Here is a 26,366-nt window from a genome sequence, read left to right as displayed (position 1 = left end):
CGGCCGGTGAGCAATGCGCCTATGCCGTCGACCCGTGCGTCAAACCTCGATAGAAGCCCTCCCTCTTTGCGCTCACCCTCGCATTGCCCCTCGTTCGCCTAAGTTGATTGAAAAAAACGAAGCGGCCAGATTCGATCATCGCGACTCTGAGCCTCGTGGCGATATCCGTGTGAATCTTCGTGGCGCTACCAATCACGTAGCTGCCAGTAGCTAGCTAGAATTACTATGACAGTGCATTCAACGCGCCCCAATCCGTGCGCCAGTAAAGTGCACTGTCATCGAAATTTCTTCGTTAAAACAAATCGAATTTGCAGAGGCCTGAGATAGTTGAACAATAAACGATCACGTACGCACTAGGTGCCCCGCGCGCCGTCCACTTCCCCTATCTGAAAATAAAGATGGCAAGGCTTCTTTTGATCATACCAATGGTGGAATTGGATTAGAAACGCCTCTATGCAGTCGAACATTTCGTCGCGTCTTTCTGCGATAAGCAGATCCGCACGATCAATCAATATCGCCAATCCCTCATGTCGATATGCTAGCGTTATCAGATCGTCCAAGAATTGCGTCCAAGGCAAGTTGCCGTAGGGCGCATGCTCAAGTTCTAACGCAATGGCAAGGGGATCTGCCAATGTGGCGGCTTATCTGCCACCATCTAGATAATTCCAATACGCGAACTTCCCGCCGGACTCTGAAACCAGTTCTTGGGCCTCAAACAGTCCTCTGGATCCTGTACGAATGAAGTGAACACAACCGGTACTAAGTCGATTTATAACCTCGTATCCACGCATCCGACGCCCCTTTCCCACAACCTATTTAGGGCCTGTACCCATAACTGGGTACGCGTGAATGCCAGCGGCCGCTGATCGTAGCAATCAACGAGCATGTCGAGCAGATCGCCGGTAACGGACAAAGCTGCACGCCCCGCACCACCGCTGCGAATGAAGTCACCAGCGAGTTCGCGAATGAAAGGCGGGAGATTGCGACGGCGGACTACACCACGCCGCCGAAGTCGATGCCTTCCTTGGCAAGCGCCTCAGCTTCCTCGGGGGACGCTGTCGGCTTCGTGTCGAGGTAGGGGCGCTCAGTCGCCGGCAGAATGGTGCGAATGTTCTGGCCGTCTGTCCGCGTGATGCGAGCAACCCAACGCTTGGGGCCGTGCTCAACTTGCTGGATATGGTACTGCTTATACGTAATCATGACTCACGGACGCGACTGACGCTGGCGGAAGGTTCCTTTTATATCTAACGGGACGCCGCCGGACAACGATTTCCTAAAATGAGGTTAAGATCGCCGGCGCAAACCCGTTCAGCGATCATTCAGCCGCTCAGTCGTAGGCATATTGCGATTGGGAGAAAATCCGATGATCGGTGCAGTCGTCGCAACCTTGCTGGCTCTACAGCTCGGTGAGGTTCATCAGGTTCAATACCGTGTCCCTGTGCACCCACCGCCGTGCGGCAACGGCTGGGACGTCGGCGCCCGCGACGGCATGTGCTACCCCAACGGCTACTTGCCGCCGCAAGAACAGGCCGCACGGCAGTACCATGGTGGCGGCAGAGGCTATGGCCACTATCCCGTTCCTTGCGGAAACGGTGCCGATATCGATTCCCGCGACGGCCAGTGCTACCCGAACGGAACGGTTCCGCTGCAGTTTCAACAGGGCCGGCAAGGCTATTACGGCGATGATTATTACGAACGCCGTCCGAGGCGCCGTTACTATTGAAAGGCCCTCAGGGTAAACCGGCGGGCCCCCAATAATCGCTTCTTCGGATCCCGTGGTGACGGTGGCGGACTGCACTGTCACCAGCATTCCGTAATTCCAAGTCGGGTAAAAAGCCGCGCTCACGTGAGCCCGCCAAGTGAGCGCGGAGATAGCCCCAGATCACTTGGTCCAGATAACTCGCCTGACCCTATCTTCAGCTCTCCGGGGCCGAAACTGTAGCGGGCACGGTCAGCGGCGCTCCTCCAACTGAAACGGGACCTACAGATTTCGACTGCCGGGCGAGCCGCTTGCGGATCGCTGCGGACAGTCCGTAGCGCGCATGCGCTCTTCGCACGGAGGACGTGACGTCCGACATCATGGCATTTTGCAGCGAGTCGATCTTCGCAATCAGCGTGGACAGCTGTGAAGATACCTTCTTCACATCGACCCGTTCGTCCGTGATGCTCTGTCGCAGCGAAAGCAGCCCCATGGAATCCGCCTGCAGCACAGCCGCGTTTTGCTGCAGTGCCTGGTTGCTCTCCTGCAGCGAAGCCGTGTGTTGCTGCTGGGTCGACTGAATATCCTTCAAGGCAGCGACCACCGGATCCGGCTTTGGCACTGAAGCCTCTTGCCGCGGTAGCAGATCAGCCAGGCTGCTCAGGTTCAGCGATGGCAGGCCGGACGGCCATGTGTAGATCGCCGCCGCGCCGTTGATGGCCAGGGCACACACCGACAGCGCCATGACCGACGTCCGGCTGGAGCGCTTGATCGGTTCTGGAGCATCCAAGCTTGCGGGTTCGTCGGCCGCGATGGCCGCAGCAAGTGCTGCAGGGTCGAGCTGTTCGACAAGGCCTTGCGTTTCGAAAGTCGTGGTCATGGCATTGACCCCAAATGAGCGAGCAACAGGAAGCCGTCGCCGGAACGTCCTCGCGACGGCTCCCTTACGCAGCACCCATCTACAACTGTCTAAAATTGTGGGCTTTTCAGCTTAATTCCACGTTAGCGGCCGCGGCCTGCTGTAGACCCCGCCACCCCGGCCGACTACGGGGTCTGCGAGGACGTGACTCGCATGCCGGTGCGAGAGCTCCTCCCGGTCCCGGGAAGTCGCCGCGGCTCGAAGCGGATTTTCCGAAGTTGGCAAACTACCCCTGTTTTGCCCGACGAGTCAACCGGCGTCTCCGCCGGATGCAAGACCGCCGTGTGCCAAAAAGAAAGCGTTGCGCCAGCAGGACTTAGCTACTGTGCATGGGGTTGTTTTCGCGCTTTTGGCCACCGCCTGCTCCTGCGCCGGGCCCCCTGTCCCAAAAGCCGCAAGACAACCCGCTCAAAAAGTGTAGGATTCGACAAAACAGGGAGGAGCAGCATGTTTGAAATCAGCGGTTTCGACACGGCGGGAATCGTCAGCCTCAAGCGGCTGTCACTCACCGCCGCCCTCAAGAAGGCCAAGGAGCTTATCGCCGACGGGTGCTGGGGCGTTCAGGTGATTGGTCCAGGTGGCCAGGTCTACACCTCGTTCGAGGAGCAAGCCGCGTAGCCGCCCGCCTTCGGCATCAATCTTCGGCATCATTCGGAAAGCACCCGCCCATCGACCGCGCGTCGCGCGCTCTGGCCGTTGCGGTGATCGACGTGAAAACCCCAGCGCCTGGTGGAGCGCTGGGGCGTTTTCAAAATATCAATTGGTGAAGCAATGAGGCCTTCGTAGCAGCGATCTCGACCATCGCTTGTGAACTGCTTCACACGTCCTTCGATCTTTCCACACCTTGACGAGGCTCAACTGCCGCGCGCCCTGCCGTTGCCAATCGACTCGTTTGGGAGCACGCTCTCTCCAGGCGCGCAGACGCCACTCAGGGAGAAAGCCATGAAGGACACGGGCCTGGATCATCGCCACCGCGACAAGGATGGCGCGATCAGCAAGAAGCACGGCAACACGCTGGTCGGTACGTTGCGCAAGATCTACGGCAAGGGTTTTGCCGCCGGTTATCCGGATACGACTGAACTTAACGAGGTCCTGCACCAGCTGAACGAGACATCGCTCAGCCAGTTGCGTCGCGATCACGACACCGGGCATCTCGGCCACAAGATCGACCACGTCCCGAAGTGACGGACTTCACGAGTCCCAACTTCAGGTAGTTGAAGTCAACTTCGCTGCCGGTCGTCTCACCGAGCTTGCCGTTGAGCTCTCGCCGGCCGAGCGCTAGGATGAGCCTTTTACGGAGGCTCATTTGAAACAGTTCATTATCGTCATCGCCCTTGCGCTCGCCGTGACGGCTCCCGCCCGCTCGCAGGCCCTCGTCGATCCCAACAAGGTCGCTCCCGAATATCGCGAGGCGGCCGAGAAGCGGCGGGCCGAGCAGATGCGGCAGCGCGAATGCGCGCTGAAGGCGGATATCGAGAAGGTGCTGCCCAGGGATCGCACCGTCTACCTCAACCATTGCCTGGACACGATGGCGGCCAAGCAATAGGCGGCTGTTTCAAGCGGCTTGGAGTGCCGGACGCGTTCAGGCTTTCTTCAGACATTTGGGGTCACCTGACGATCCATTTCCATCAGTCATTGTCGATCGACCGCGCATGAGTTTCGTCCAGATTCAGTGCACGCGCTGCAAGACCGTGTTCCGCGACCGCGCGGGACGGTTGCAGGACGGCTATTCCAGGCAATGTCCGAGCTGCGAGGTGGTGCTGTTCTTCGCCGAGGATTCGCCGAACCCTCAGGTCAAGCAGGCCATGAAGCGCGCGCGCAAGGTTCGCAAGGAGCAGCGCGAAGCCGAAATGGCCAGAACGTCCGCACCGCAAGCGCGCGCCAATTTTTCGCGGGCCCAAACCGGACGGATACAGCACTCGTCGGAAGCCGACGAGGACTAGCTCACCCGCGCTTCCGCGGAAACAGGCGGTCGCGGATATAGCGCGAGGTCGGCGTCAGGCGGATGCCGCGCGGCTTCTGCCAGACGGCGCGATCGATCTCGTTCTTGTCGCCGATCGCGAGCCTGCCCTTGGCGCCCTTGGCGATGAAGATCGCGTCGCTCATCTTGCGGCCGGAGCGCTTGTTCCTGGCCGTCACTTCCTTCCAGAGGCTGATCCGGCCGAGCTTCAGCTTGGGCAGCTCTTCCTTGATCTCCCGCCGCAGGCAGTCCTTGTCGGACTCGCGCGCGCGCTTGCGGCCGCCCGGGAACATCCACAGGCCGTCCGACCGGCGCCTGACCAACAATACCTTGCCGCGCTTGGCGGCGACCAGCTTGGAAGACTTCGCCATGTCCGCCGTAATCGAAAAAAGAATCGAGCCTATGGTAACTTGTCTAGTCGGATAGACAAGTTCCGTGGACCTTGATCACACGGGGCTAAGGCCGCGAGGTCTGATCGAACCCGGCAGGCAGGCCGATCCGCCGTTCGAGGGCCCCGGATCAGCCCTCGCCCGTCGCTGTCCCCGCCCTCGACCCCGCCTCTGCCCGGTCCTCCGTCCTGATCCAGGCCATCATCATTTCCCAGGCCACGGACAGGATGATCGGGCCGATGAACAGGCCGACGATGCCGTGGGCGAGCGTGCCGCCGATCACGCCGACGAAGATGACGATGGTCGGTGTGGTCAGGCCGCGCCCCATCACCAGCGGCTTCAACATGGTGTCGAGGAAGCCGACGACGACGAGAAACACGGTGAGCAGCAGCGCGGTGGTGACGTCCTTGGCGGTCCAGATCCAGATGATCACCGGCAGCAGCACCAGGAAGGCGCCGATCTGCACGATCGAGAGCAGCAGCACGATAAAGGCGAGCAGGCCTGCGCTCGGCACCGCGGCAAGCTTGAAGCCGATGCCGGCGAGCAATGCCTGCACGATCGCGACGCCGATCACGCCTTGCGCCACGGCGCGGATGGTCGCGCCTGCGAGCCCCAGGAAATGCTCGCTCTGTTCGGGCACGATGCGAAACAGGAAACCGCGGCCGGCCGCAACCAGCCTCGGCCCGTGCGGAAACAGGAAGCCGGCCACGAACACCGAGACCAGGAACTGGAGCGTGCCGACGCCGGCGTCACCCGCGAGCCCAAGCAACGGTCCCGCCAGCGGCTGGAGATACGGCGCCACCTCGCGCAGCACCGCGCGGATGTTATTGTAGGCCTGCTCCCACAGATCGAATAGCCAGGGGCCAACGAGCGGCCACGATTTGAGCTGCTCCGGCGCCGACTGAAGCGCGAGGTCGCCTGTACCGAGCTGGTGCGCCAGCTCGCGCACGCCGTCCACGGCGCTGATGCCGAGCCAGGTGGCAGGACCGATGACGATGCCGAGCGTGATCAGGGTCAGGATCGCCGCTGCGGTCTTGGGCCGGCCGCCCAGGATCTTGGCGACCCAGCTGAAGGCCGGATAGAACGCGACCGCGAGCACGCCGCTCCAGGCAAGGATCGGCACGAAGGGGCGGATGATCAGGAAGGTCCAGATGATCAGCAGGCCGAGCAGGCCGACGCGGATCACGAGCTGGATGATGTCCTCGCCCGTCAGGAGCTGACGCAGACTTTTCACGGGCACGGCTTTCCTTGCGGCATTGACGCGGGTTCCGGCACTTGCGCGGCCCAGCGTTATTGCCAGCCGCGCACCCGGCGTCAAGGCGACGGGTCCGGCCCAAGCCGATGATTAGGAACGCATCGGGCCATTCTGCATTCCGAGACGATGGCACGCCGCCCCAGAGAGCCCGTCGCACACGCAGGCATTCACCGCGGCGTCCACTTTTCGCTGAAGCCAAACGCGGCACCGGGCTATTGGCGCTACGCCTATGCCGTCGGCGACAGGGCCCGCTGCGGGCGCGTGCAAGGCAGGCTGCCGTTGCTCGCCGTCAGGCGCGTACAGATGCGCATCGACCGGGACATGCGGAGCATTAACGACGGTTAACCGGATTTCGGCCGACCGGTTTACGCCGTTGCAAAGGCGTGCACCTACGCTTCCATCGAGGTCCCCCAAACCACTTCGGTGCAATGGCCAATACCATCTGGACGATCGAAGAATTCACCTGCCCGGGTTGCAGCATGAACTACACCGCGACAAGGGAGGAGCACGCCGAAGCGCATTCCGGCAGCTTCAAGTGCAGCATCTGCAGCGGCGTGGTGCACACCTGGGCCGGCAAGCATCATTTCTTCGGGTGGGAAGCGGTGAAGACCAAGCCGCCCGTGTTCGGACGGCGCTGGGCCGGCGCGGGCTGGTAGACTGCTTCCAGCGGGCCCAGACCAGCTACTCCCGTCAACGCTGCCTGCCCGAACTGCGGCTTCTGCTACTCTGCGGCACCGGTTAACATCCGCGCCCCGCAACTGAAGCCGACACGCAATGACCTCACCCTTCGTTCCCCAGATCGCCCTTTACCGCACCTGGCTCGCCGAACAGCGCGGCCTTGCCTTCGCCAGCTACGAGGAGATGCGGCAATGGTCGGTGCGCGATCTCGACGGCTTCTGGCGCAGCATCTGGGACTATTACGATCTGCAATCGCCCACGCCGTTTGCGGCCGTGATCACCGAGCGCAAGATGCCCGGCGCGGTCTGGTTTCCCGGCGCCCAGGTCAACTATGCACGCCAAGTGTTCCGCCATGTGGATGCGGCCGACGCCGCCGGCCTGCCCGCGATCGTCAGTTCCGGCGAGGACGGCAGGCTTTGCGAGACGAGCTGGCCGGAGCTGCGGCGCAAGGCGGCTGCCCTCGCACTGCATCTCAAAGAAAAAGGCATCAAGCCCGGCGACCGCATCGCCGCCTATCTGCCCAACATCCCCGAGACCATCATCGCATTCCTGGCGAGCGCCAGCATCGGCGCAGTCTGGAGCGTCTGCGCGCCCGACATGGCCGCGCCCGCCGTGATCGACCGCTTCAAGCAGATCGAACCGAAAGTGCTGATCGCCTGCGACGCCGTCACCTATGCCGGACGACGGCACGATCGCAAAGACGTTCTCGCCGAACTGCGGCGATCGCTGCCGACGGTCGAGCACGTCATCCTGCACGGCGAGGCCGCCGCGCCGGCAGCGCCGGACGCCCTGCTCTCCGACATCGTCGCAACAACGGGCGCCGCGATCGAGGCGTTCGAACCAGCGTGGCTGCCGTTCGATCATCCGCTCTGGATCGTCTATTCCAGCGGCACCACCGGCCTGCCGAAGCCGATCGTGCACGGCCATGGCGGCATCGTCATCGTGGTGCTGGCGCTGCTGGGATTGCACAATGATCTCGGCTGCTCCTACGACGAGAACTCGTTCGGCGAGCGCTATCACTGGTACTCTTCGACGGGCTGGATCATGTGGAACAGCCAGATCGGCGGCCTGCTCAGTGGCACCACCTGCTGCATCTTCGACGGCAGCCCCGGCGGCGCCAAGGACAAGTCGGACTGGACCACGCTGTGGCGCTTCGTCGCGCAATCCAAAGCGACCTTCTTCGGTGCGGGCGCCGCGTTCTTCGCCAACTGCGCCAAGGCCGAGGTCGACCTCACCGCCGGTGATCTCTCACAGCTTCGTTGTCTCGGCTCGACCGGCTCTCCCATGAGCGCCGACACGCAAGCCTGGTTCAACGACCGCTTCGCGGCGCTCGCGAAGACCAACGGCAGCAAGGCGCAGGCCGATATCTGGTGGGCCAACATCTCCGGCGGCACCGATTTCGCCGGCGCCTTCATTGGGGGAAATCGCGAACTGCCGCAGACCCCGGGCGCGATGCAATGCCGTCTGCTGGGTGCGGCCGTGGAAGCCTTCGACGAACAGGGCCGCGCCGTCATCGGCGAGGTCGGCGAGCTCGTCTGCACCGAGCCGATGCCGTCGATGCCGCTCTATTTCTGGAACGACACGGGCGATGCGCGCTATCGCGCGAGCTATTTCGAGACCTATCCGGACAATTTCGACGGCAGCGGCCGCGGGCCGGTGTGGCGGCACGGCGATTGGCTCAAGGTCGATCCCGACGGCTCCTGCATCATCTATGGCCGCAGCGATGCCACCATCAACCGGCATGGCCTGCGCATGGGCACCAGCGAACTCTATTCCGCGATCGAGGCCTTGCCGGAGGTGCTGGATTCCCTCGTCGTCGATCTCGAATATCTCGGCCGTGACAGCTACATGCCCCTGTTCGTGGTGCTGCGCGAAGGCGTCGCCTTCGACGGCGCAATGCAGGCGAGGATCAACAAGGCGATCGAGGCCGGCCTCTCCCGCCGCTTCCTGCCCAACGAGATTTTTGCGGTCGCCGAGATTCCGCGCACGCTCTCGGGCAAGAAGCAGGAGCTGCCGATCAAGAAGCTGCTGCTCGGCCAGCCCGTCGAGAAGGTCATCAACCGGGAGGCGATGGCCAATCCCGCCTGCCTCGACTGGTACCTTGCCTTTGCACGCGACTATCTGGCGCGGACCGAGACTTGAGGGGAGATCGCCGCAATTGCGCCGATGCCGTTTGGACTCCGTTCACCGATCGCCGCTAGAGCAGGATGGATCTTCCGAAAACGAACGCGCGCCATGGCCGACCTCAACGCCGTCCTCACCAGGCTCAACGACCGTCTGCTCCGCCTCGAGGGCGAGCTGTTCGTGCTGCGCTCGCTGGCCCGCGCGACGCTGACGGCGGGCGATGACCACGCGGCGCGAATGCGCAAGCTGGTCGAGGCCGCAAAGGTCGCGCTCGACGACGAGGCCACCCGCCCCCTCGACAAGCCGACGCGCAAATATGTCGATGCGGCGACCGCGCTGGTGGAGGAATTGCTGGTCGAGCCGACCCAGGCACGGCCGTTGTTCACCGTCATCGACGGCGGCCGGCGCGACTGAGCGTCAAACTGGCCGGCTATTGTCCGTCGCGGCGATATCGCCCGACTTGAGCCGGCTGAGGCCGGCTTCGATGATCGCGATCTCCTCGTCGATCTGGCTGATCGGCAGGCTGAAGTCGTAGCCGGACCTGCTCTTCAGATCGACCGCAAGCCGTTGCCTGTGCATCATCAGCTCGTCGAGGCCGCGCCGATTCTTCAGCCGGACATAGACATCGACGATCTGCTCAATCGCGCTCGGCATGAAATCGGTCCCGGCGAAAAAGCCCGCACGGCGCACCCACGCCAGCGGGACAATCTCGGTGTCGCGGTACGCAATACAAATCCGCGACGGATTCGTCGATACGCCAAGCTGGTTGAGATCATGTACCGCCAGATGATTTCGTGATGGCCGTGCATGAAAAAGCCGCTGGCGATCCCGCCAGCGGCCAAATCCGGGTTCGAAAACGGATGCGGGTTGAAATGTCGCCAGCCCCGGTGGGTCCACCTTCTAACGCCAAATCCTGGATCTCTCTGTTAAGAACGAAACACAGGAACCTAATCCAAAACGCAGAAATATTTCCGCGGCAGCCTGCGGTAGGCGCTGTAGCGGTAATGCGGCCGGTACGCGTAGCCGCGATAGAGCGCCGGCGGCTCCTGGCCGTAATAGGCGCCGTGATAGAAATTGATGACCGGCCCTTCCGCGCAGCGATAAGTGTCCCAGGTCGGGCCGATGAAGGGCGCCACACCAACCTCGGGCGGAACCACCGGATAGGGCTGTCCGCCGGCGCGTGCCGGAACGGTTGCGACCAGGGCCGCGAGAAGGACAAACCACGCGCTTCGCATGCGTTCGCTCCGAGCCGATGCCATCCGCGCATGGAAGCACCGGACCGGCCGACGCCGCAATCGCGGAATTCATCGCGCAGCTTGCTCGGTGCATTGTTGATAACCGGCGCAAACGCAGTGCGGGTGGTGACAGGACGTCCGGACGTGTTATCGGGAGATGACGCAGTTGCGAGACGGATCGGACACCCATGCGCATTACCCTCGTCGGCTCCCGCCATTTCGGCGTGACCACCCTGAACATGCTCCGGGAGCACGGTGTCTCGATCGTGCGGGTCGTGGTGGCTGACCCCGAGGATCGTCTCGCCGCGACAGCCAAAGCGGCCGGCATCGACGTCGTGGTCCAGGCCAATCCCAAGCTGGTGGTGGCCTCCGAGATCGCCCCCGACACCGATCTGATCGTCACCGCGCACAGCCACGCCCGGATCGGCAAAGACGCGCTCGAGGCCGCAAAGCTGGGCGGCATCGGCTATCACCCCTCGCTGCTGCCGCGTCACCGCGGCAAGGCGGCCGTGGAATGGACCATCAAGGAAGGCGATCCGATCGCCGGCGGCACGATCTACCACCTCGCCGACCGCATGGACGCCGGCGCCATCGCCGCCCAGGAGTGGTGCTTCGTCAAGAAGGGCGAGACGGCGCGGGAACTGTGGGAGCGTGCGCTCGCCCCGCTCGGGCTCAAATTGCTGGCCGACGTGATCGATTATGCCAAGGTCCACAAGGCGCTGCCGTCCAAGACTCAGGACGAGCAGTTCGCGACCTCAGCGCCAGGTCTTTCCTGAGGCCCCTTTCCTAAGCCCTTTCCTGAGTCGCTGTCCCGACGTTTACCCTTAACGTGAAGGGGCGTTGATTCTGCTTCGAAAATTGCAGCCGGAAACCCAAATAAACCATTGTTCCCACAGGAACAATTTTCGATTTGGCACCGCACCAAATTTCCGTCACATTTCGCCCGAATAAGGGTCAGCATATCAGACAAATTCAAGGACGGATTTTATGCGTTTTGCTCGCATTGCGGCGTTCTGTGCCGCTTCAGTTTTCACCCTCGCCGCGCCCGCTTTCGCCCAGACTCCCTATGACGGCAACTGGCAGGTCACCATCGTCACCAAGAGCGGTTCCTGCGAGCCGACCGCAAGCTCCTTGCTGACGGTTGCCGACGGCAAGATCACCGCGCCCGGCGCTAACGTTTCCGGCACCATCGGCAGCGGGGGACTTGTGAAAGTTTCGATCAATGGTGCATATGCCAACGGTCAACTCAGCGGCAACGCCGGATCGGGGAAGTGGAATGGAGCATCTGCAGGCATACCGTGCAGCGGGCGGTGGGAAGCATCGCGCCAATAGAAAATTCGTGACGAGCGGTCTGGGCCGGCGGCTGCTGATCGCGACCGCCGTTATGTTTGCGGCCGGAATTGCCAACTCCGCGAGCAAGGCCCAGTCCGGCCCGTTCGCCGCGCTGGCAGGCAGCTGGAGCGGCTCAGGCACGGTCACCCTGGATGACGGCTCGACCGAGCGGATCCGCTGCCGGGCCAAATACGCTCCGATCGGACCGACCATGGAGTTGTCTCTGACCTGCGCCAGCGACGCCTACAAGTTCAACCTCGGCGCCAACGTCAAGGCTGAAGGCAACGCCATCGCGGGCAGTTGGTCCGAGGCCAGCCGCAATATCAGCGGCGCCCTTTCGGGTCGTGGCGCCGGCGGAAACTATGAGCTGCTCGCCTCCACCGCCGGCTTCAACGCCAACATCTCGCTGAAGACGTCCGGCAACAAGCAGAACGTCACGATGCGCGCCGACAGCCAGTTCCGCGGCGCCAACATCTCGCTGTCGCGCTAAACCGGTACGAGTAGATTGACAATCGACCCGGCGATCTCGCCGGGTCGATTTTTTATGTGCCCGGCACGAACGCCGTGACCTCGATCTCGACCTTAGCCCGGTCGTCCACCAGACCGCCGATGTAGAGCAAGGTCGAAGGCGGAAAATTGCGCCCCAGCGTTTCCTTCCAGGCCGCGCCGATGCCGGACCCGGCGGCCTCATATTCGCTGCGGCTGGTCAGGTACCAGGTCAGGCGGACGATGTGCTCGGGGCCGGCGCCGGCCTCGCCCAGGAGCTTGATGATCCGCTTCAGCGCGGTCCCGACCTGCACTGCCATGTCAGGCGCGTAATCGCCGGTCTCGTCGCCGCCGGTCTGGCCGGCCAGCACCACCCAGCGGCCCGGCCCCTCGACCACGACGCCATGGGAAAAGCCGCGCGGTTTTTTCCACTCGGCCGGCTGCAAGATGTCCATGAGCGAAGATCTCCCGATTTTTCTCGTTGTTCAGTGATGCCTTAGCACGCCGCCATGCATCGCTGCACCGGCAGATTTGGCCGTTGCAAACGGCGACGATGTCGCCGATACCGACCCTCCCTCAGGACCCTTCGCTCCTACACCCGCGCCGATGAACACGACACCGTCCAAAACGATGGCTGCCCTGTGGATGGCGGGCTGGCTGTCGCTGATGCTGGTCATGGCCGTCGCCGGGCGCGAGACCACGCGCGAGCTGAACGTATTTCAGATCATGGAAGTGCGTTCGCTGATAGGCTTTCTGTTGCTTTCGCCGATCATCTATCGGGCCGGCGGCTTCAAGGTGCTCAGGACATCGCGCCTGCCGCAGCACATCGGGCGCAATTTGGTGCACTATGTTGCGCAGCTCGGCTGGTTCTTCGCGCTGACGCTGATCCCGATCGGCCAAGTGGTGGCTATCGAGTTCACCATGCCAATCTGGACGGCGCTGCTCGCAGCGAGCCTCCTCTCCGAGCGCATGACGCCGTGGAAGATCGCCGCCATCGCGCTTGGCCTTTTCGGTGTGATCGTCATCGTCCGACCCGCCACCGGCGAGATCAATCCCGGTCAACTCATCGCGCTCGGCGCCGCGATGGGCTTTGGCGTCTCCATGGTGCTGGTCAAATCGCTGACCCGCACCGAAAGCGCGCTATCGATCCTGTTCTGGATGCTGGTGGTGCAATCGGTCGCAGGCTTCATTCCGACGCTGTTCGTCTGGACGTGGCCCTCCGCCTATGTCTGGGCATGGGTCGGCGTGATCGGCGTCTGCGGCACGTTTTCGCACTACTGCCTCGCCAGCGCGATGCGCTATGCGGATGCGACCATCGTGGTTCCCATGGATTTCCTGCGGGTTCCATTGACCGCGACCGCTGGTTGGCTGCTGTATTCCGAGCGGCTTGACACCTGGACGGTGGTCGGCGCCGCGCTGATCCTGTGCGGCAATCTCCTGAATCTAAAGCCAGCTCCGGCGGATCCTGCTCCCGCACGCTGAACCTCGCGCCGCTTCGTGCGACAAAACCAAGTGGCCGTGTGATTTAGATCACGTTGGAAGGGTATTCCATCGTGCACATTCTGCCACACAGCAGCGGGTTGAACGCGACGAACTGCCGTTTTGGTGGCGTTAAGGCGGGCACTTCATGTAAGTTCGTTGCCAATCTGTTGCTGCCTGCAATTTCGATTCTGTTGGGGATTCCAGATGCGCACTCTCACCCTCCTCGCGTCGCTGATGTGCATGGTACTGTCGGTCAGTGCCGCGAAGGCCGACCGCCGTGTTGCTTTCGTCGTCGGCAACGGCACCTACAAGAACGTCGCACAATTGCCGAACCCGCCGATCGACGCCAAGGCGATGGCGGCAACGCTGCGCAATGTCGGCTTCGAGGTGATCGAAGGTTCGAACCTCTCGCGCGACCAGATGACGGAGAAGCTGCTGGACTTCGGCCGCAAGGCACAGGGCTCCGATGTCGCAGTGTTCTATTATGCCGGTCACGGCATCGCGGTCGGCGGCTCCAATTATCTTCTGCCTGTCGACGCCGACATCAAATCGGAGATGGACGTCAAGCTCGGTGCCGCCATCAACATCGATCTGACGCTCGAGCAGACCATGGGCGACGCCAAGGTCAAGCTGGTCTTCCTTGACGCCTGCCGCGACAATCCATTCGCCGCCAAGATCAAGTCGAACTCCGCGACGCGCAGCGTCAACGTGCAGAGCGGTCTTGCCGAGATGAAATCCGGCGAAGGCACGCTGATCGCGTTCGCCACCGGCCCGGGCCAGACCGCGCTCGATGGCCAGGAGGGCAACAACAGCCCGTTCACCCGCGCGCTGATCGACAACATCACCAAGCCTGGCATCGAGATCCAGCAGGCGATGACCTCGGTCCGCGCTCAGGTCAACGAGGAGACCCACAAGGGTCAGCTGCCCTGGGGCCACACCAATCTGATCGGCGCGGTCTATCTCAACCAGGCTCCGACGACCCAGGTCGCCAATGCGGCACCGACGGCTGCTGGCGTCGTGCCCGCGGCAACAGGCGGCAATTCGGACGGTGTCGAGCTCGAATACTGGCGCTCGGTCAAGGAGAGCAACAAGTCGGAAGAGCTCAACGCCTACCTGTCCGCCTACCCGAACGGTCAGTTCAAGGCGCTGGCGCTGGCACGCCTCGCGGCCATCAAGAGCGGCCCTTCGACCGCGACGCGTACGCTCACCGCTGGCGTCGATCCCGCGACCTTCACCGATGAGGCCACCCAGCTTACCGAGGACCAGATCGGCCTCGACAAGAACCAGCGCCGCGACGTTCAGCGTCGCCTGGGCGGGCTCGGCTTCGACAACAAACAGACAGGCGTATTTGGCGACGAGACCCGGTCGGTGCTCAAGCGCTGGCAGGCGGCGCGCGGCTATCCCGCGTCTGGCTACCTGAACAAGCTCCAGCACAAGGCTCTGCTTTCGGAGGTCGTGGCCGGCCCGCCGACTGCAAGCGACAACAGCCAGAAGGCAGCCCGCCGGGCCGCCGCCCCCAGCGGCGCGCCCGCACCGGCTCCGCATCGCAGCAGCGGCGGCGATCCTGCCGGAGCAGCCTTCGTCGGCGGTGTCGTCGGCGGCATGATGGGCGGCATGTTCCGCCGCTGAGGCGAGGCCAATCGCAAATACAAAAGCCCGGCTCGCGCCGGGCTTTTTTCGTTGCGACTAGCCAAACCTTTGGCGTCTACTTCCCCGCGGCCTTTCGCAGCGCCTCGTTGATGCGGTCCTGCCAGCCCGGCCCGCCCGACTGGAAATGCTCCAGCACGTCCTGGTCAATGCGCAGCGTGACCTGCTCCTTGACCCCCGGCGCCACGTTCTGTTTTGGCGGCGCTGCGGCGACCTTCGCCGTCACCTTCTTGAACGCCGCCTCGGCCTCCGTCCTGGCGTCGCCCAACGTCCGCGGCCGCCTCGGTGGTTGATCCGCCATGTCCTAGATTCCCTCAAACAGAGCCGTCGAAAGATACCGCTCGGAGAAGGACGGCACTATAGCCAGGATGGTTTTTCCCGCAGCTTCCGGCCGTTTGCCGATCTCGAAGGCCGCGGCGATCGCGGCACCCGAGGAGATTCCGCCCGGAATGCCCTCATGCCGCGCCAGCGCCCGCGAGGTCTCAATCGCCGTCGTCGAGTTGATCTTCACGATCTCGTCGATCACCGAGCGATCGAGGATGTCAGGCACGAAGCCCGCACCGATGCCCTGGATCTTGTGCGGCGTATGCTGGCCGCCCGACAGCACCGGGCTCTCCTCCGGCTCGACCGCGACGACGCGCAGCGAGGGCTTGCGCGGCTTCAGCACCTGGCCGACGCCGGTGATGGTGCCGCCGGTGCCGACGCCGGCGACGAAGAAGTCGACGTTGCCGCCGGTGTCGTTCCAGATCTCCTCCGCGGTGGTGCGGCGGTGCACCTCGGGATTGGCGAGATTCTTGAACTGCTGCGGCATCACCGAATTCGGCGTCGTCTTCAACAGCTCTTCGGCCGTCGCGATCGCGCCCTTCATGCCTTGCGCGGCCGGTGTCAGCACCAGCTCCGCGCCGAGAAAGGCCAGCATCTTGCGGCGTTCGATCGACATCGACTCCGGCATGACCAGCTTGAGCCGATAGCCGCGCGACGCGGCGACGAAGGCCAGCGCGATGCCGGTATTGCCGGAGGTTGGTTCGATCAGCACGGTGTCGGGCTTGACGATGCCGGCCTTCTCCATCGCGATGATCATGGCCGCGCCGATGCGATCTTTCACGCTTGCAGCGGGATTGAAATATTCAAGCTTTGCCAAAATGGTCGCGTTCACGCCGTGCATGCCAGGAAGCCGGCGCAAGCGGACGATCGGCGTGTCGCCAAAAGCATCGACGATCGAGTCATAGATCCGGCCGCGGCCGGGTTGGTGCGCTGCACCCGTGGTGGACGATGCGTCCATGATGAACTCCCTGTGGCGACGATTTGCGCTTCTGTTGCAGCTCTTGCGCAGTTAGAGACAGCCTGCGGCGACACGCAAGCGAGATTGCGGCACATGTTAAATACGCTGCATCGCAAAATCGCGTGAACTGCAATTATCAGAAAACCAACGCATTTGTGTTGCGACCTCGTCAACTGATTCTGCTTATGTTAGACTTAGGTCTCAAAGCTGGGAGGTCACCACGATGTCAGCAGTCGCTGAAGTGTTGTCGACCGTCGCACCGAACCGCGCTCCGCGTTGCAGTGAGTTGCCGACCTGTCCCGTCTGCGCCGACTCCATGATCGCCGCCGAAGGTTCTGCGTATCTGTCGGAACACGTGATCAGCTATCTCTGGACCTGCGACAATTGCGGCTACGGCTTCGTGACCAAGCACTCCGTCAAGCAGCGTTTCCTCTGCAATTGACCTAGCGCGGGGCGATGTCGCCCCTCGCCCAGTCCTCGCGCGTGCGCCGATAGAACTCCTCGAACGTGCCCTGTGCGATCGCGTCCCTGATGCCCTGCATCAGGAACTGGTAGTACGCGATATTGATCTCGGACAGCAGCATCGCACCCAGCGTCTCGCCCGCCTTGACGAGGTGGTGCAAATAGGCGCGCGCGTAGCTGCGCGCCGACGGCCAGGAGCTCTCTTCGTCGAGCGGACGCGGATCGTCGGCGTGGCGGGCGTTGCGCAAATTGACCTGACCGAAGCGTGTGAAGGCAACGCCATGCCGGCCATTGCGGGTCGGCATCACGCAATCGAACATGTCGATGCCGCGCTTGACGGCCTCGAGGATGTCGTCGGGCGTGCCGACGCCCATCAGATAGCGCGGCCGCTCTCTCGGCAGCAGCGGCGCTGTCTCGTCGATCATCGCGAGCATCACGGCCTGCGGCTCACCGACGGCGAGGCCGCCGATCGCATAACCATGGAAACCGATCTCGACGAGGCCTTGGGCGCTGGCATGGCGAAGCTGGGGTATGTCGCCGCCCTGCACGATGCCGAACAGCATGTAGCCATCGGGCGCGCTCTCGAACGCGCGCTTGCTTCGCGCGGCCCAGCGCAGCGACAATTGCATCGCGCGGTCGATGTCGGCGCGCTCGGCGGGCAGTCGCACGCATTCGTCCATCTGCATGGCGATGTCGGATCCAAGCAAACGCTGCACCTCGATCGAGCGCTCCGGCGATAGCTCGACCTTGGCGCCGTCGATATGCGAACGGAACGTCACGGCCTGCTCGCTGACCTTGCGCAAATCCGCCAGCGACATCACCTGGAAGCCGCCGGAATCCGTCAGCATCGGCCCGTTCCATCCGGTGAATGTCTGCAGGCCGCCAAGTGCCGCGATCCGCTCGGCGCCGGGACGCAGCATCAGATGATAGGTGTTGCCGAGCACGATGTCGGCACCGGCCTCACGCACCTCGCGCCAGTGCATGCCCTTCATCGCGCCGGCGGTGCCGACCGGCATGAAGGCGGGCGTGCGCACCACGCCGTGCGGCGTGGTCAGGCGCCCGGTGCGCGCGGCGCCATCGGTGGCGAGCAGTTCGAAATGATTGGGCAGACCGGTGTCAGGACGATTCATGACGGTGCTTATTGCGTGTCGGAGCAGGCCGATCAACCCGCTCAGGCGATGCTTCGGCCGGCTTATGCATCAGACTGGGACAATGGACACCGATATCGAGGACACGGAATTGTGCGCCTGCTGCGCTCGTTAAACAAAACGATACAGTGTAGTTTTAGCTTGGGGCTGGACGAGATGCCGCGGCGATGTTGCCGGCGGCGGTAGATGCGTGATCGCCAGCCACCGACAATGCCCTTCTCTTCAAGTTCGACTGATCCGTCCGCCCGTTCGCATGGCTGGACAAGCCGGACCGGCGCCCGCCTGTTCGGATGGCTGGTCCTGACCTGCAGCCTTGCGCTTAGCGCCTGCACCTCCCTGCCCCGCACACCCTATACGGCCGCCGAAGCCAGCACATCGCGCGTGCTCGATATCGACGGGCTCCGGCGCTACGCCGACGAACCCATCACGAAATTCAGCTTCGAGAAGGACACCAGCACCGCGAGCAAGTCCTATCTGGCGCTGTCAGGCGGCGGCGCCGATGGCGCCTACGGCGTCGGCGTGCTGAACGGCTGGACCGCGGCCAGAACCCGTCCCACCTTCTCGGTCGTCTCGGGCGTGAGCACCGGCGGCCTGATTGCGCCCTTTGCGTTTCTCGGCTCGCGATATGACGACACGCTGAAGGAAGTCTACACCAGCGGTGTCGCCGAGAGCCTGTTGAGTGATCCCAGCATCATGCGCGTGCTGTTCGGATCCGGCCTGTTCGGCAACACGAGGTTGCGGGAGCTCGTCGCCCGCTATGTCGGCCCCGAAATCATGGCGCAGGTCGCCCGTGAAAACGCCAAGGGCCGAAGGCTGCTGGTGGTGACGACCGATCTCGATACCCAACGGACCGCGATCTGGGACATGGGCAAGATCGCCGCGGTCGGCACGCCCGAGGCGCTCAAGCTGTTTCGCGACGTGATGGCGGCCTCCGCCAGCATCCCGCTGGTGTTTCCGCCGATCATGATCGACGCCGAAGGCGAAGGCCGCAGGTTTCAGGAGATGCATGTCGACGGCGGCGTGACGGCCCCGGTGCTGACACTGCCGGAAGCCCTGCTTTTCCAGGGCAGTCGCCTGCCCGGCCCTGCGAAGCTGGACATCTACATCCTCGTCAACAAGAAGATCGAACGCAATTTCGAGCTCGTCTCCAACAGCACCATCGACGTCGCCTCGCGCAGCCTGTCGTCGATCACCCAGTCGCAAACCCGTTCGATCATCTTCTCGACCTATGATTTTGCCCGGCGCAACCACCTGGGCTTCCACCTCTCCTACATCGCGCGCGATTATCCGGCCGCCCCCTCGGAAGGGTTCGACACCGCCTATATGCGGGCGCTCTATCAGTACGGATATGAGAAGGCGGCTTCGGGCCAGGCCTGGACTTCCACGCTTCCGTAAGCGCTCGCTGAGGAACAGGGCCGTGCCGAGACGGTTGACGATGCGGCCTATTCGGCCAGATTAGCCATGACGCACCTGTTACCGCGCGTTATAGAGCAATGACGGATGTCACGACCGCGCAGGAATCATTGGGCATGGGATTGACTGCGACCAAGACAAGACCGGCAGCTCAGCGGCGCGAGGTGCCGAAATCGCGCGGCGGCCGGCCGACGAAAAGCGCCGCGATCGAGCGCGATCAGCGGCTGATCGAGGTTGCCACTCGCCTGTTCCTGGATCGCGGCTTTGACGCCACCTCGCTCGACGCAGTCGCGGAAGCCGCGCGCGTGAGCAAGCCCACCGTCTATGCCCGTTACGGCGACAAGCGCGGCCTGTTCGCCGCCGTGCTGCGACGCGAGATCGCGCGATGGCTTGCACCGCTATCCACGGCTGCCGAGACGCAGCTCGGCAGCGCCTCGGATATCTCGGTCGAACAGCGGCTGGTCGAGATCGGGCGCGAGATGCTGACATTCACCTGCGGTCCCGATGCCGTCGCCTTCAGCCGCATGATGACGTCGCAGGCCATCAACTTCCCCGAGATCGCCAAGCTCGGCAAGGAGGAAGGCTGGCTCAAGGCCGTCGCCACCACGGCACGCTTCTTCGACCATCTGGTGGCGCAAGGCGCGCTCGATATGGAAGACACCACGATCGCAGCCGAGGTGTTTCTCGACGTCGTCGTGGGGCACACCCACCGCATGGCAACGTTCGGAACGACGCTCGAGCTGAAAGACGCCGAAAAGCGCATGCGGGTTACGATCAAGCTGTTCCTGGCCGGAGCGCTTGGCCCCCCGGACCGCCTCCATGACGCTGCCAAGACCACGCGGCGGCGGCGCCCATCCCGCTGACAATTCCGTGAGATTGCGATCTTTCCAGAGGGATCGCACGCCCACGCCGTTGACCGAAACAAAACGATACGGTATGGTTTAATTATAGGGCGATGCGGGTCGCTTTTTCACCAGCCCCAAAGAGGTCCGCACCGCCTCGATCGCCGCGGCGGTACCACCGTCACGACGCTCAGCGGCCGACCGATGCCCAAGGTCGGCCGCAAATTCTTTACGATCATCCGGCACACTCGCTGGCCGAGGGTTTCGAGCATGACGACAGCCAAACGACGGATCTCGGGATTGCTCGCGATCACCCTATCCGCACTCCTCCTCGCAGCGCCGGCGCGGGCGATCGTGAGCACGGGCACGTCGACCGCCCTTCACAGCGACACAGATGGTGACGCCGAGGCCGACCGCCAGACGGTCAGTCGCGAGATCGAGCGCTTCCGCAGCTCGTCGATCTCGATCAACCAGGCCATGGCGATTGCGGAAGCCCGTCACGCGGGTGCCACCACGGCGGATGTGAGTTTCGACGGAGCCTCCGGCGTGCCGGTCTACCGGGTGAAGACCCTGCACAACGACCGGATCTGGCGCCACACCATCAATGCCGCGACCGGCGAACTCGTCGGCGGGGAAGCCGCCCTCCCTCTCGCCGAGCTCGACCTCGACGACCGCAGCAACCTCGCAGCGCTCGGCGCCATCAAGCACCGACTTGCGGATGCCGTGCACGTCGCCGAACGCGCGGCCTCCGGCAAGGCGATCAGCGGCGGGCTGGTGCGCGAACGCGGCCGGCTGAATTTCGCAATCGTCGTGATCAGTGGCGACAACCTCAAGGAGGTCATCCTCGAACCGCCGGGCGCCCGGACCAAGTAGTGGCAGCCCCAATCCAGCCGAAAAGCCATTGACGGGCGCAAAACTCTGCCGCATAAGCTCCCGCCATGTTCACGACCACCAAACGCACGACTAAAACCACCACGGCCTTCGGGGCCCGGGGAGGCGTGCGCGTGTAGTCGTCGACTAGAACGCAATCCACTCTACCGAAGCCCCGCCCTCGTTGGTCCGGGGCTTTTTTGTTGTCTGAATTCTCAAATCAATGGAGGACAAAGTGAGTAACGATCCCGTCGTCGCGATTGTCGGCGTCACCGGTGCGGTGGGCGCCGAATTCATCGCCACCATGGACAAGCGCGGCTTTCGCGTCGGCAAGCTCAAGGCGCTCGCCAGCGCCCGCTCGGCCGGCAAGACGGTGTCGTTCCGTGGGCAAGACATCGTCATCGAGGAGCTGACCGAACGCGCCTTCGAGGGCGTCGACATCGCCCTGTTCTCCGCCGGCGGCAGCATCTCCAAGAAGTTCGCGCCGATCGCCGTCAAGGCCGGCGCCGTCGTCGTCGACAACTCCTCCGCCTTCCGCATGGATCCGAACGTGCCGCTGGTGATCCCCGAGATCAACGCGAACCGCATCCGCGATCACAGGGGCATCATCGCCAACCCGAACTGCGCCGCCATCACGGCGCTGGTGCCGCTGTGGCCGATCCATCAGACCAACCGCATCAGGCGCGTGATCATCTCGACCTACCAGGCGGCCTCCGGCGCCGGCGCTGCCGCAATGGACGAGCTGGTCGAGTCCACCCGCGCCAACCTCAACGGGCAGGTTTATACGCCGAAGGTGATGCCGCATCCCTACGCCTTCAACCTCTTCAACCACAACACCGCGATCGACCCCGACACCGGCTACAACGACGAAGAGACCAAGGTCATCAACGAAACCCGCAAGATCTTCGAGGACGACAAGATCGCGATCGGCGTCACCTGCATCCGCGTGCCGGTGCTGCGGGCTCATTGCGAGGCCATCACCTTCGAATGCGAGAAGCCGATCAGCGAGGATCAGGTCCGCGCCATCATGGCACGAGCGCCGGGCGTCAAGATCGTCGACGACCGCGCCAGGAACTACTTCCCGATGCCGATCGACGCCTCGGGCCAGGACGACGTCCTGGTCGGCCGCATCCGCAAGGACCTCAGCGACCCCTCCGGGCATTCGATCTCGATGTTCGTGGCGGCGGACCAGCTGTTGAAGGGCGCGGCGCTCAACGCGGTACAGATCGCGGAGCTGCTGCCGCAGCGGGTGATGGCTTAGCGCAAAAGGTGCGTAGGGTGGGCAGAGGCGCGCGAGCGCCGTGCCCACCACTTCGCTCGCGCACCTACAATGGTGAACCGTCAGGGCAGCGCGGGGAGAATGTCTGTCTTAGCAAAGTCGGCTCCCTTGAAGAGCAGCGGTTGCGAACGCGCTTTCGCCAAAGCGTAGACCGCACAATCGACGATGTTGAGTTGCGCCGGATGTCCCCCGCCCTTGCCGAAGCGTTGAAATGCCTCGAACGCGCCTTTCGCCATATCTACGTCGAACGGCACGACGACAATCCCGGCAGTCTCCAGCAATTCGTCGAAAAATTTCACGGCCGATGACCCGAAGCGGGCAGAGAGAACGATCTTGGTTTCCAGGACGGCTACTGCCGACATCGACAGGCTGGCAGCATCCAGCATGGCTTTTCGATAGCCTTGCCCATCTGGCTCGTTGGTTACGGTCGCGACGATCGCAGACGTATCCAGCACCATCAGGACGGCAGCCCGAAACGGTCATAGCCGAGCATTTCGTCGGCAGACCGAGAATCGAGAACGGGCAAGCGAGCGGTTCGCTCGAAGAACGACGTCAAGGCGGCTCTTCGATCGACCGCCGGCGACGCCACACGAGACAAGCGCTCCTCGATGGCGCGTTCGAGCGCCGTCTCGATATCTTCCCCCGTCAGGCGGGCGAGGCGCTGGGCAAGCTCATCGACTTTCGCGGAACGGATGTTCATCGGCCACTCGATCCCTGCAAACGACGTGAATAGTATAGCACGAGAACGCCGCCGCCGTCACTCCCGCGCCCGAAACAACAAGCACGCATCGCCATACGAATAGAACCGATAGCCGGTCGCGATCGCATGCGCATAGGCCTGCTGCATCGTCTCCAGCCCGGAGAATGCCGACACCAGCATGAACAGTGTCGATTTCGGCAAATGGAAATTGGTCAGCAGAACATCGACGGCGCGGAAGCGGTAGCCGGGGGTGATGAAGATCGACGTCTCGGCAGCGAACGGCTCAATGGTGCCGCCTTCGCTGGCTGCGCTTTCGAGCAGACGCAACGACGTGGTGCCGACCGCGATGATACGGCCGCCGTTCTTGCGCGCGGTGTTGAGCCGTTCCGCCGTCTCGGCCGAGAGCGTGCCCCACTCGGCATGCATCTTGTGGCCTTCGGTGTCGTCCACCTTCACCGGCAGAAAGGTCCCGGCCCCGACATGCAGCGTGACGCGATTGATGCCGACGCCGCGCGCGTGCAGCGCCTGCTCCAGCGCCGGCGTAAAATGCAGGCCGGCTGTCGGCGCGGCAACGGCGCCTTCGTTCGCCGCGAACATGGTCTGGTAGTCGGCGAGATCCTGATCGTCAGGCGTACGTTTCGAGGCGATGTAGGGCGGCAGCGGCGGGCTGCCGAGATCGGCGATGGCTTGATCCAGCGTCGGGCCGTGGAACGAAAATGACAGCGTCACCTCGCCTTCCGCGCCCTTGGCCTCGACCTCGGCGTCGAGATGGCCGAGCAGGCAGACCTTGCCCTCATTGCCGAAGCGGATGCGGTCGCCGGCCGTGAGTTTTTTGGCAGGCTTCACCAGCGCCTGCCAGCGCGAGCCATCGAGGCGCTTGATCAGCGTTGCCTCGATCTTCGGCTCGGTCTCGCGGCCGATGCGGCGGCCCTTCAATTGCGCCGCGATCACCTTGGTGTCGTTGACGACGAGCTGGTCGCCCGGCTTCAGCCATTGCGGTAGATCGGCGATGACCTGGTCGCGCAGCGTGCCGTGATCGACAACCAGCATCTTCGCGGAGTCGCGCGGGCTCGCCGGGCGCAATGCGATGCGCTCGGCGGGCAGGTCGAAATCGAAAAGGTCGGTGCGCATAGAACCTAGGTTGGATAGTCTTCAGCCCATTAGGCGATTCTGGCGGCTTTCCCGCATCAGCCGGGAAAGTCCGTGCGAACGAATGCAGACGATTTAGGCTCGCGTTCGAAGGCAGAGAAAGCAGGCGACTCCAGAAGCGGGATGATATCTGGATCGTAATTGGCGATTGTGTTCACATCGTAGATCTCGAAATTATTCGGATCATCGGCGAAGTCCTGGCTCTCCTCGCCTGAAAAGAAGCGCCAGCCGCTGTCAGAGGTATTGTCGGGCGCCTCCCGATACATGAAACCGACGCGCTGACCGCCGACCGTAATCCGATCGGAGGCCAAGCACGCACCCTTTTCCGGGGCGAGCGGTCTTATGTCCTGAGGCGCGATCACAAATTGCTTTGCTGTCAAGCAAGACCTCCGTCAGCCAGTCACTCCTCATCCTGAGGAGCGCGGAACGCGCGTCTCGAAGGATGAAGGCCCCGCTGCTGCAGCTCGGCCTCCATTGGTTCGAGACGGCGCTACGCGCCTCCTCACCATGAGGGTTGAACGCCTACTCCGCGTCAGCCGCCATCCGCGCCTTGACGATCTTGTCGGGGTTCTGCACGGGCTCGCCGCGCTTGATCTTGTCGACGTTCTCCATGCCCTCGGTGACCTTGCCCCACACCGTGTACTGGTTGTCGAGGAAGCGGGCGTCGTCGAACACGATAAAGAACTGGCTGTCGCCGGAATCCGGGCTGGCGGCGCGCGCCATCGAGGTGGTGCCGCGCACATGCGGCTCCTTGTTGAACTCGGCCTTCAGCTTCTTGCCGGAGCCCCCGGTGCCGGTGCCCTGCGGGCAGCCGGTCTGCGCCATGAAGCCGTCGATCACGCGATGGAACACGATGCCGTCGTAGAAGCCTTCACGCACGAGTTCCTTGATGCGCGCGACGTGGCCCGGCGCCAGATCAGGCCGCATCTCGATGGTGACGGGGCCCTGCGTGGTCTCGAGGATCAGTGTGTTTTCGGTGGCGCTCATGCTCGTCTCTCTTGGGTTGGGGGTGAAGTCCTGTCAGGTGAAGATTTGCGGTTGCGAAACTGGATCGCGAATGGACGCCCCGCAGCGGCGCCAGCCATCGCATCGGTAAATGGCATCGGCGTGCAGCGTTGCAATGCCTCCATCACCGCGACCCGGTATTGCAGCCGGTCATCGTCGGAGGCCTCCGCGGATTCATAGGTAATCCTCGGATGGCCCAGAATGTTTCCAGCCCGGTTAAAGCTCACGACGACGGTGATGTCGATCGGGCGGGCCTTGGCGGCGGGCGGCGGCTTCCAGCAGGTGCGCAGATGCCGGAAGATGTCCTGGATGGTGTTGACCTGTGCGTCCTCGGCGACCGCGCCGGGGACGCCGAGCAGCAGCACCGCGGCAATCAGCAGGAGCTTGCCACCGCAGCGCGCCATCGCCTCTCCTATTTGATGTCGGAAGCGACCTGCACCTTCACCATCTTGTCGGGGTCGGTGACGGTGCCGCCACTTGATCCGGGAGGCGCCTTCTTCAGCTTGTCGACGACGTCCATGCCCTGCACGACCTCGCCGATCACGGTGTACTGGTTGTCGAGGCTGCCGCCGTCGGCGAACATGATGAAGAACTGCGAATTGGCGGTGTCGACGCTGTCGCCGCGCCGGGCCATGCCGACGATGCCGCGCGCAAAATGCACCTTGGAGAATTCCTGCTTCAGGTTCGGATATTTCGAGCCGCCAGTGCCGTTGAAGTTCTGACCATCGCCGGTCTGCGCCATGAAGCCGTCCATGACGCGGTGGAACGGCACGTTGTTGTAATAGCCCTCGCGCGCGAGCTGCTTGATGCGCTCGGCGTGCTGGGGCGCAAGGTCCGGCCTCAGCTTGATGACGATGCGGCCCTTGGTGGAGTCGATGACGATGGCGTTGGCCTTGTCGAGGCCGGCCGGCAAGGTTTGCGCGAACGCCGGCACCGCGAACAGAACCGCGGCAAGAAACCCGACAAGAACTGCGAGAATTCGGATCATGATAACTCCGGATCAGAGATGA

Annotated in this window: 36 protein-coding genes; 18 read left to right on the top strand and 18 right to left on the bottom strand. The window is 63.2% G+C overall.

Annotated elements, in window-relative coordinates; genetic code table 11:
- Positions 1-993: 993 nt before the first annotated feature.
- A complete protein-coding gene (locus tag AC0L3U_RS00460; RefSeq protein ID WP_456764258.1) occupies positions 994-1,200 on the bottom strand; it encodes a hypothetical protein in 207 nt (68 codons plus the stop codon).
- Positions 1,201-1,363: 163 nt separating this feature from the next.
- Between AC0L3U_RS00460 and AC0L3U_RS00455 the strand changes: the two genes are divergently transcribed.
- The gene (locus AC0L3U_RS00455; RefSeq protein WP_473348743.1) at positions 1,364-1,723 is read left to right on the top strand and encodes a hypothetical protein; all 360 of its coding nucleotides are present in this window, start codon (positions 1,364-1,366) and stop codon (positions 1,721-1,723) included.
- Between the two features lie 193 nt (positions 1,724-1,916).
- Here the strand turns inward: AC0L3U_RS00455 and AC0L3U_RS00450 are convergent, their stop codons facing one another.
- Positions 1,917-2,579: a hypothetical protein gene (locus AC0L3U_RS00450; protein WP_473360289.1), complete on the bottom strand. Its 663-nt coding sequence runs from the start codon at positions 2,577-2,579 to the stop codon at positions 1,917-1,919.
- Positions 2,580-3,065: 486 nt separating this feature from the next.
- Between AC0L3U_RS00450 and AC0L3U_RS00445 the strand changes: the two genes are divergently transcribed.
- Positions 3,066-3,236: a hypothetical protein gene (locus AC0L3U_RS00445; RefSeq protein ID WP_007590796.1), complete on the top strand. Its 171-nt coding sequence runs from the start codon at positions 3,066-3,068 to the stop codon at positions 3,234-3,236.
- Positions 3,237-3,265: 29 nt separating this feature from the next.
- Here AC0L3U_RS00445 and AC0L3U_RS00440 read toward each other — a convergent pair whose 3' ends face one another.
- Positions 3,266-3,439, bottom strand: a complete 174-nt coding sequence (locus tag AC0L3U_RS00440) for a hypothetical protein (protein ID WP_473360288.1) — start codon at positions 3,437-3,439, stop codon at positions 3,266-3,268.
- Between the two features lie 121 nt (positions 3,440-3,560).
- On the opposite strand from AC0L3U_RS00440, the gene AC0L3U_RS00435 reads away from it, so the two are divergent.
- The 3 genes from AC0L3U_RS00435 to AC0L3U_RS00425 all read left to right on the top strand — a co-directional run bounded on the left by AC0L3U_RS00435 (position 3,561) and on the right by AC0L3U_RS00425 (position 4,561).
- The gene (locus AC0L3U_RS00435; RefSeq protein ID WP_473360287.1) at positions 3,561-3,803 is read left to right on the top strand and encodes a hypothetical protein; all 243 of its coding nucleotides are present in this window, start codon (positions 3,561-3,563) and stop codon (positions 3,801-3,803) included.
- 121 nt (positions 3,804-3,924) lie between these two features.
- Entirely contained in the window at positions 3,925-4,164 is a 240-nt protein-coding gene (locus AC0L3U_RS00430; protein ID WP_473360286.1) for a hypothetical protein, read from the top strand.
- 106 nt (positions 4,165-4,270) lie between these two features.
- Entirely contained in the window at positions 4,271-4,561 is a 291-nt protein-coding gene (locus AC0L3U_RS00425; protein WP_473360285.1) for a hypothetical protein, read from the top strand.
- 1 nt (position 4,562) lies between these two features.
- On the opposite strand, the gene AC0L3U_RS00420 is transcribed toward AC0L3U_RS00425, so the two are convergent.
- Both AC0L3U_RS00420 and AC0L3U_RS00415 read right to left on the bottom strand, forming a co-directional pair.
- The gene (locus AC0L3U_RS00420) at positions 4,563-4,949 is read right to left on the bottom strand and encodes an NUDIX hydrolase (protein WP_027518066.1); all 387 of its coding nucleotides are present in this window, start codon (positions 4,947-4,949) and stop codon (positions 4,563-4,565) included.
- A gap of 148 nt (positions 4,950-5,097) precedes the next feature.
- Positions 5,098-6,207 carry an AI-2E family transporter gene (locus AC0L3U_RS00415; protein ID WP_027567029.1) on the bottom strand — a complete coding sequence of 370 codons (1,110 nt, stop codon included), beginning with the start codon at positions 6,205-6,207 and terminating at the stop codon, positions 5,098-5,100.
- A 443-nt stretch (positions 6,208-6,650) separates the two neighbouring features.
- Between AC0L3U_RS00415 and AC0L3U_RS00410 the strand changes: the two genes are divergently transcribed.
- The 3 genes from AC0L3U_RS00410 to AC0L3U_RS00400 all read left to right on the top strand — a co-directional run bounded on the left by AC0L3U_RS00410 (position 6,651) and on the right by AC0L3U_RS00400 (position 9,438).
- Positions 6,651-6,878 carry a hypothetical protein gene (locus tag AC0L3U_RS00410; RefSeq protein ID WP_473360284.1) on the top strand — a complete coding sequence of 76 codons (228 nt, stop codon included), beginning with the start codon at positions 6,651-6,653 and terminating at the stop codon, positions 6,876-6,878.
- Between the two features lie 118 nt (positions 6,879-6,996).
- Positions 6,997-9,042: an acetoacetate--CoA ligase gene (locus AC0L3U_RS00405; protein WP_473360283.1), complete on the top strand. Its 2,046-nt coding sequence runs from the start codon at positions 6,997-6,999 to the stop codon at positions 9,040-9,042.
- A 93-nt stretch (positions 9,043-9,135) separates the two neighbouring features.
- Positions 9,136-9,438, top strand: coding sequence for a hypothetical protein (locus AC0L3U_RS00400; protein ID WP_027518070.1), 303 nt, complete (start codon positions 9,136-9,138; stop codon positions 9,436-9,438).
- 3 nt (positions 9,439-9,441) lie between these two features.
- Here the strand turns inward: AC0L3U_RS00400 and AC0L3U_RS00395 are convergent, their stop codons facing one another.
- Together AC0L3U_RS00395 and AC0L3U_RS00390 are read right to left on the bottom strand one after the other, a co-directional pair.
- Positions 9,442-9,678, bottom strand: a complete 237-nt coding sequence (locus AC0L3U_RS00395; RefSeq protein ID WP_473360504.1) for a hypothetical protein — start codon at positions 9,676-9,678, stop codon at positions 9,442-9,444.
- 293 nt (positions 9,679-9,971) lie between these two features.
- Positions 9,972-10,259 (bottom strand): hypothetical protein, encoded by a 288-nt coding sequence (locus AC0L3U_RS00390; protein WP_473360282.1) that lies wholly within the window; start codon positions 10,257-10,259, stop codon positions 9,972-9,974.
- A gap of 188 nt (positions 10,260-10,447) precedes the next feature.
- Between AC0L3U_RS00390 and AC0L3U_RS00385 the strand changes: the two genes are divergently transcribed.
- From AC0L3U_RS00385 to AC0L3U_RS00375, 3 genes are all read left to right on the top strand, one after another.
- Entirely contained in the window at positions 10,448-11,035 is a 588-nt protein-coding gene (locus tag AC0L3U_RS00385; RefSeq protein ID WP_473360281.1) for a formyltransferase family protein, read from the top strand.
- Positions 11,036-11,246: 211 nt separating this feature from the next.
- Positions 11,247-11,591: a hypothetical protein gene (locus AC0L3U_RS00380; RefSeq protein ID WP_007590760.1), complete on the top strand. Its 345-nt coding sequence runs from the start codon at positions 11,247-11,249 to the stop codon at positions 11,589-11,591.
- Positions 11,536-12,081: a hypothetical protein gene (locus AC0L3U_RS00375; protein ID WP_473360280.1), complete on the top strand. Its 546-nt coding sequence runs from the start codon at positions 11,536-11,538 to the stop codon at positions 12,079-12,081. Before AC0L3U_RS00380 ends, AC0L3U_RS00375 begins: the two co-directional genes overlap by 56 nt.
- Before the next feature lie 52 nt (positions 12,082-12,133).
- On the opposite strand, the gene AC0L3U_RS00370 is transcribed toward AC0L3U_RS00375, so the two are convergent.
- Positions 12,134-12,532 carry a RidA family protein gene (locus AC0L3U_RS00370; RefSeq protein WP_473360279.1) on the bottom strand — a complete coding sequence of 133 codons (399 nt, stop codon included), beginning with the start codon at positions 12,530-12,532 and terminating at the stop codon, positions 12,134-12,136.
- Between the two features lie 151 nt (positions 12,533-12,683).
- Between AC0L3U_RS00370 and AC0L3U_RS00365 the strand changes: the two genes are divergently transcribed.
- On the top strand, positions 12,684-13,559 hold the full coding sequence (locus tag AC0L3U_RS00365) for a DMT family transporter (protein ID WP_473360278.1): 876 nt from the start codon (positions 12,684-12,686) through the stop codon (positions 13,557-13,559).
- Between the two features lie 204 nt (positions 13,560-13,763).
- A complete protein-coding gene (locus AC0L3U_RS00360; RefSeq protein ID WP_473360277.1) occupies positions 13,764-15,188 on the top strand; it encodes a caspase family protein in 1,425 nt (474 codons plus the stop codon).
- A gap of 76 nt (positions 15,189-15,264) precedes the next feature.
- On the opposite strand, the gene AC0L3U_RS00355 is transcribed toward AC0L3U_RS00360, so the two are convergent.
- Both AC0L3U_RS00355 and cysK read right to left on the bottom strand, forming a co-directional pair.
- Complete coding sequence (locus AC0L3U_RS00355) at positions 15,265-15,507, bottom strand: BrnA antitoxin family protein (RefSeq protein ID WP_007610629.1); 243 nt, start codon at positions 15,505-15,507, stop codon at positions 15,265-15,267.
- Positions 15,508-15,510: 3 nt separating this feature from the next.
- Positions 15,511-16,488, bottom strand: coding sequence for a cysteine synthase A (gene cysK, locus AC0L3U_RS00350; RefSeq protein ID WP_456764240.1), 978 nt, complete (start codon positions 16,486-16,488; stop codon positions 15,511-15,513).
- A 223-nt stretch (positions 16,489-16,711) separates the two neighbouring features.
- On the opposite strand from cysK, the gene AC0L3U_RS00345 reads away from it, so the two are divergent.
- The gene (locus AC0L3U_RS00345) at positions 16,712-16,930 is read left to right on the top strand and encodes a hypothetical protein (RefSeq protein ID WP_247462271.1); all 219 of its coding nucleotides are present in this window, start codon (positions 16,712-16,714) and stop codon (positions 16,928-16,930) included.
- A 1-nt stretch (position 16,931) separates the two neighbouring features.
- On the opposite strand, the gene tgt is transcribed toward AC0L3U_RS00345, so the two are convergent.
- Positions 16,932-18,080 (bottom strand): tRNA guanosine(34) transglycosylase Tgt, encoded by a 1,149-nt coding sequence (gene tgt, locus AC0L3U_RS00340; protein ID WP_473360276.1) that lies wholly within the window; start codon positions 18,078-18,080, stop codon positions 16,932-16,934.
- A gap of 204 nt (positions 18,081-18,284) precedes the next feature.
- Between tgt and AC0L3U_RS00335 the strand changes: the two genes are divergently transcribed.
- The 4 genes from AC0L3U_RS00335 to AC0L3U_RS00320 all read left to right on the top strand — a co-directional run bounded on the left by AC0L3U_RS00335 (position 18,285) and on the right by AC0L3U_RS00320 (position 22,484).
- A complete protein-coding gene (locus AC0L3U_RS00335; RefSeq protein ID WP_473360275.1) occupies positions 18,285-19,493 on the top strand; it encodes a patatin-like phospholipase family protein in 1,209 nt (402 codons plus the stop codon).
- Positions 19,494-19,627: 134 nt separating this feature from the next.
- On the top strand, positions 19,628-20,374 hold the full coding sequence (locus AC0L3U_RS00330; protein ID WP_473360274.1) for a TetR/AcrR family transcriptional regulator: 747 nt from the start codon (positions 19,628-19,630) through the stop codon (positions 20,372-20,374).
- Positions 20,375-20,623: 249 nt separating this feature from the next.
- Complete coding sequence (locus AC0L3U_RS00325; protein ID WP_473360273.1) at positions 20,624-21,226, top strand: PepSY domain-containing protein; 603 nt, start codon at positions 20,624-20,626, stop codon at positions 21,224-21,226.
- Positions 21,227-21,446: 220 nt separating this feature from the next.
- Positions 21,447-22,484, top strand: coding sequence for an aspartate-semialdehyde dehydrogenase (locus AC0L3U_RS00320; RefSeq protein ID WP_473360272.1), 1,038 nt, complete (start codon positions 21,447-21,449; stop codon positions 22,482-22,484).
- Between the two features lie 80 nt (positions 22,485-22,564).
- Here the strand turns inward: AC0L3U_RS00320 and AC0L3U_RS00315 are convergent, their stop codons facing one another.
- The 7 genes from AC0L3U_RS00315 to AC0L3U_RS00285 form a co-directional block, all read right to left on the bottom strand.
- A complete protein-coding gene (locus tag AC0L3U_RS00315; protein ID WP_473348762.1) occupies positions 22,565-22,960 on the bottom strand; it encodes a type II toxin-antitoxin system VapC family toxin in 396 nt (131 codons plus the stop codon).
- Positions 22,960-23,202: a type II toxin-antitoxin system VapB family antitoxin gene (locus AC0L3U_RS00310; RefSeq protein WP_473360271.1), complete on the bottom strand. Its 243-nt coding sequence runs from the start codon at positions 23,200-23,202 to the stop codon at positions 22,960-22,962. The genes AC0L3U_RS00315 and AC0L3U_RS00310 overlap by 1 nt, the downstream gene beginning before the upstream one ends.
- 57 nt (positions 23,203-23,259) lie before the next feature.
- Positions 23,260-24,333 (bottom strand): tRNA preQ1(34) S-adenosylmethionine ribosyltransferase-isomerase QueA, encoded by a 1,074-nt coding sequence (queA, locus tag AC0L3U_RS00305; protein ID WP_473360270.1) that lies wholly within the window; start codon positions 24,331-24,333, stop codon positions 23,260-23,262.
- 56 nt (positions 24,334-24,389) lie between these two features.
- Positions 24,390-24,731 carry a DUF2185 domain-containing protein gene (locus AC0L3U_RS00300; protein ID WP_473360269.1) on the bottom strand — a complete coding sequence of 114 codons (342 nt, stop codon included), beginning with the start codon at positions 24,729-24,731 and terminating at the stop codon, positions 24,390-24,392.
- Positions 24,732-24,873: 142 nt separating this feature from the next.
- Positions 24,874-25,338: a peptidylprolyl isomerase gene (locus tag AC0L3U_RS00295; RefSeq protein WP_007590736.1), complete on the bottom strand. Its 465-nt coding sequence runs from the start codon at positions 25,336-25,338 to the stop codon at positions 24,874-24,876.
- Entirely contained in the window at positions 25,335-25,760 is a 426-nt protein-coding gene (locus AC0L3U_RS00290) for a hypothetical protein (RefSeq protein ID WP_456764232.1), read from the bottom strand. Before AC0L3U_RS00290 ends, AC0L3U_RS00295 begins: the two co-directional genes overlap by 4 nt.
- Positions 25,761-25,768: 8 nt before the next feature.
- On the bottom strand, positions 25,769-26,344 hold the full coding sequence (locus AC0L3U_RS00285) for a peptidylprolyl isomerase (RefSeq protein WP_247462279.1): 576 nt from the start codon (positions 26,342-26,344) through the stop codon (positions 25,769-25,771).
- Positions 26,345-26,366 lie beyond the last annotated feature (22 nt).

This window comes from Bradyrhizobium sp. Kon69 (genome assembly GCF_055807515.1).
The sequence above is the reverse complement of the archived record's forward strand: the minus strand, read 5'-3'. Positions and strand labels throughout refer to the sequence as shown.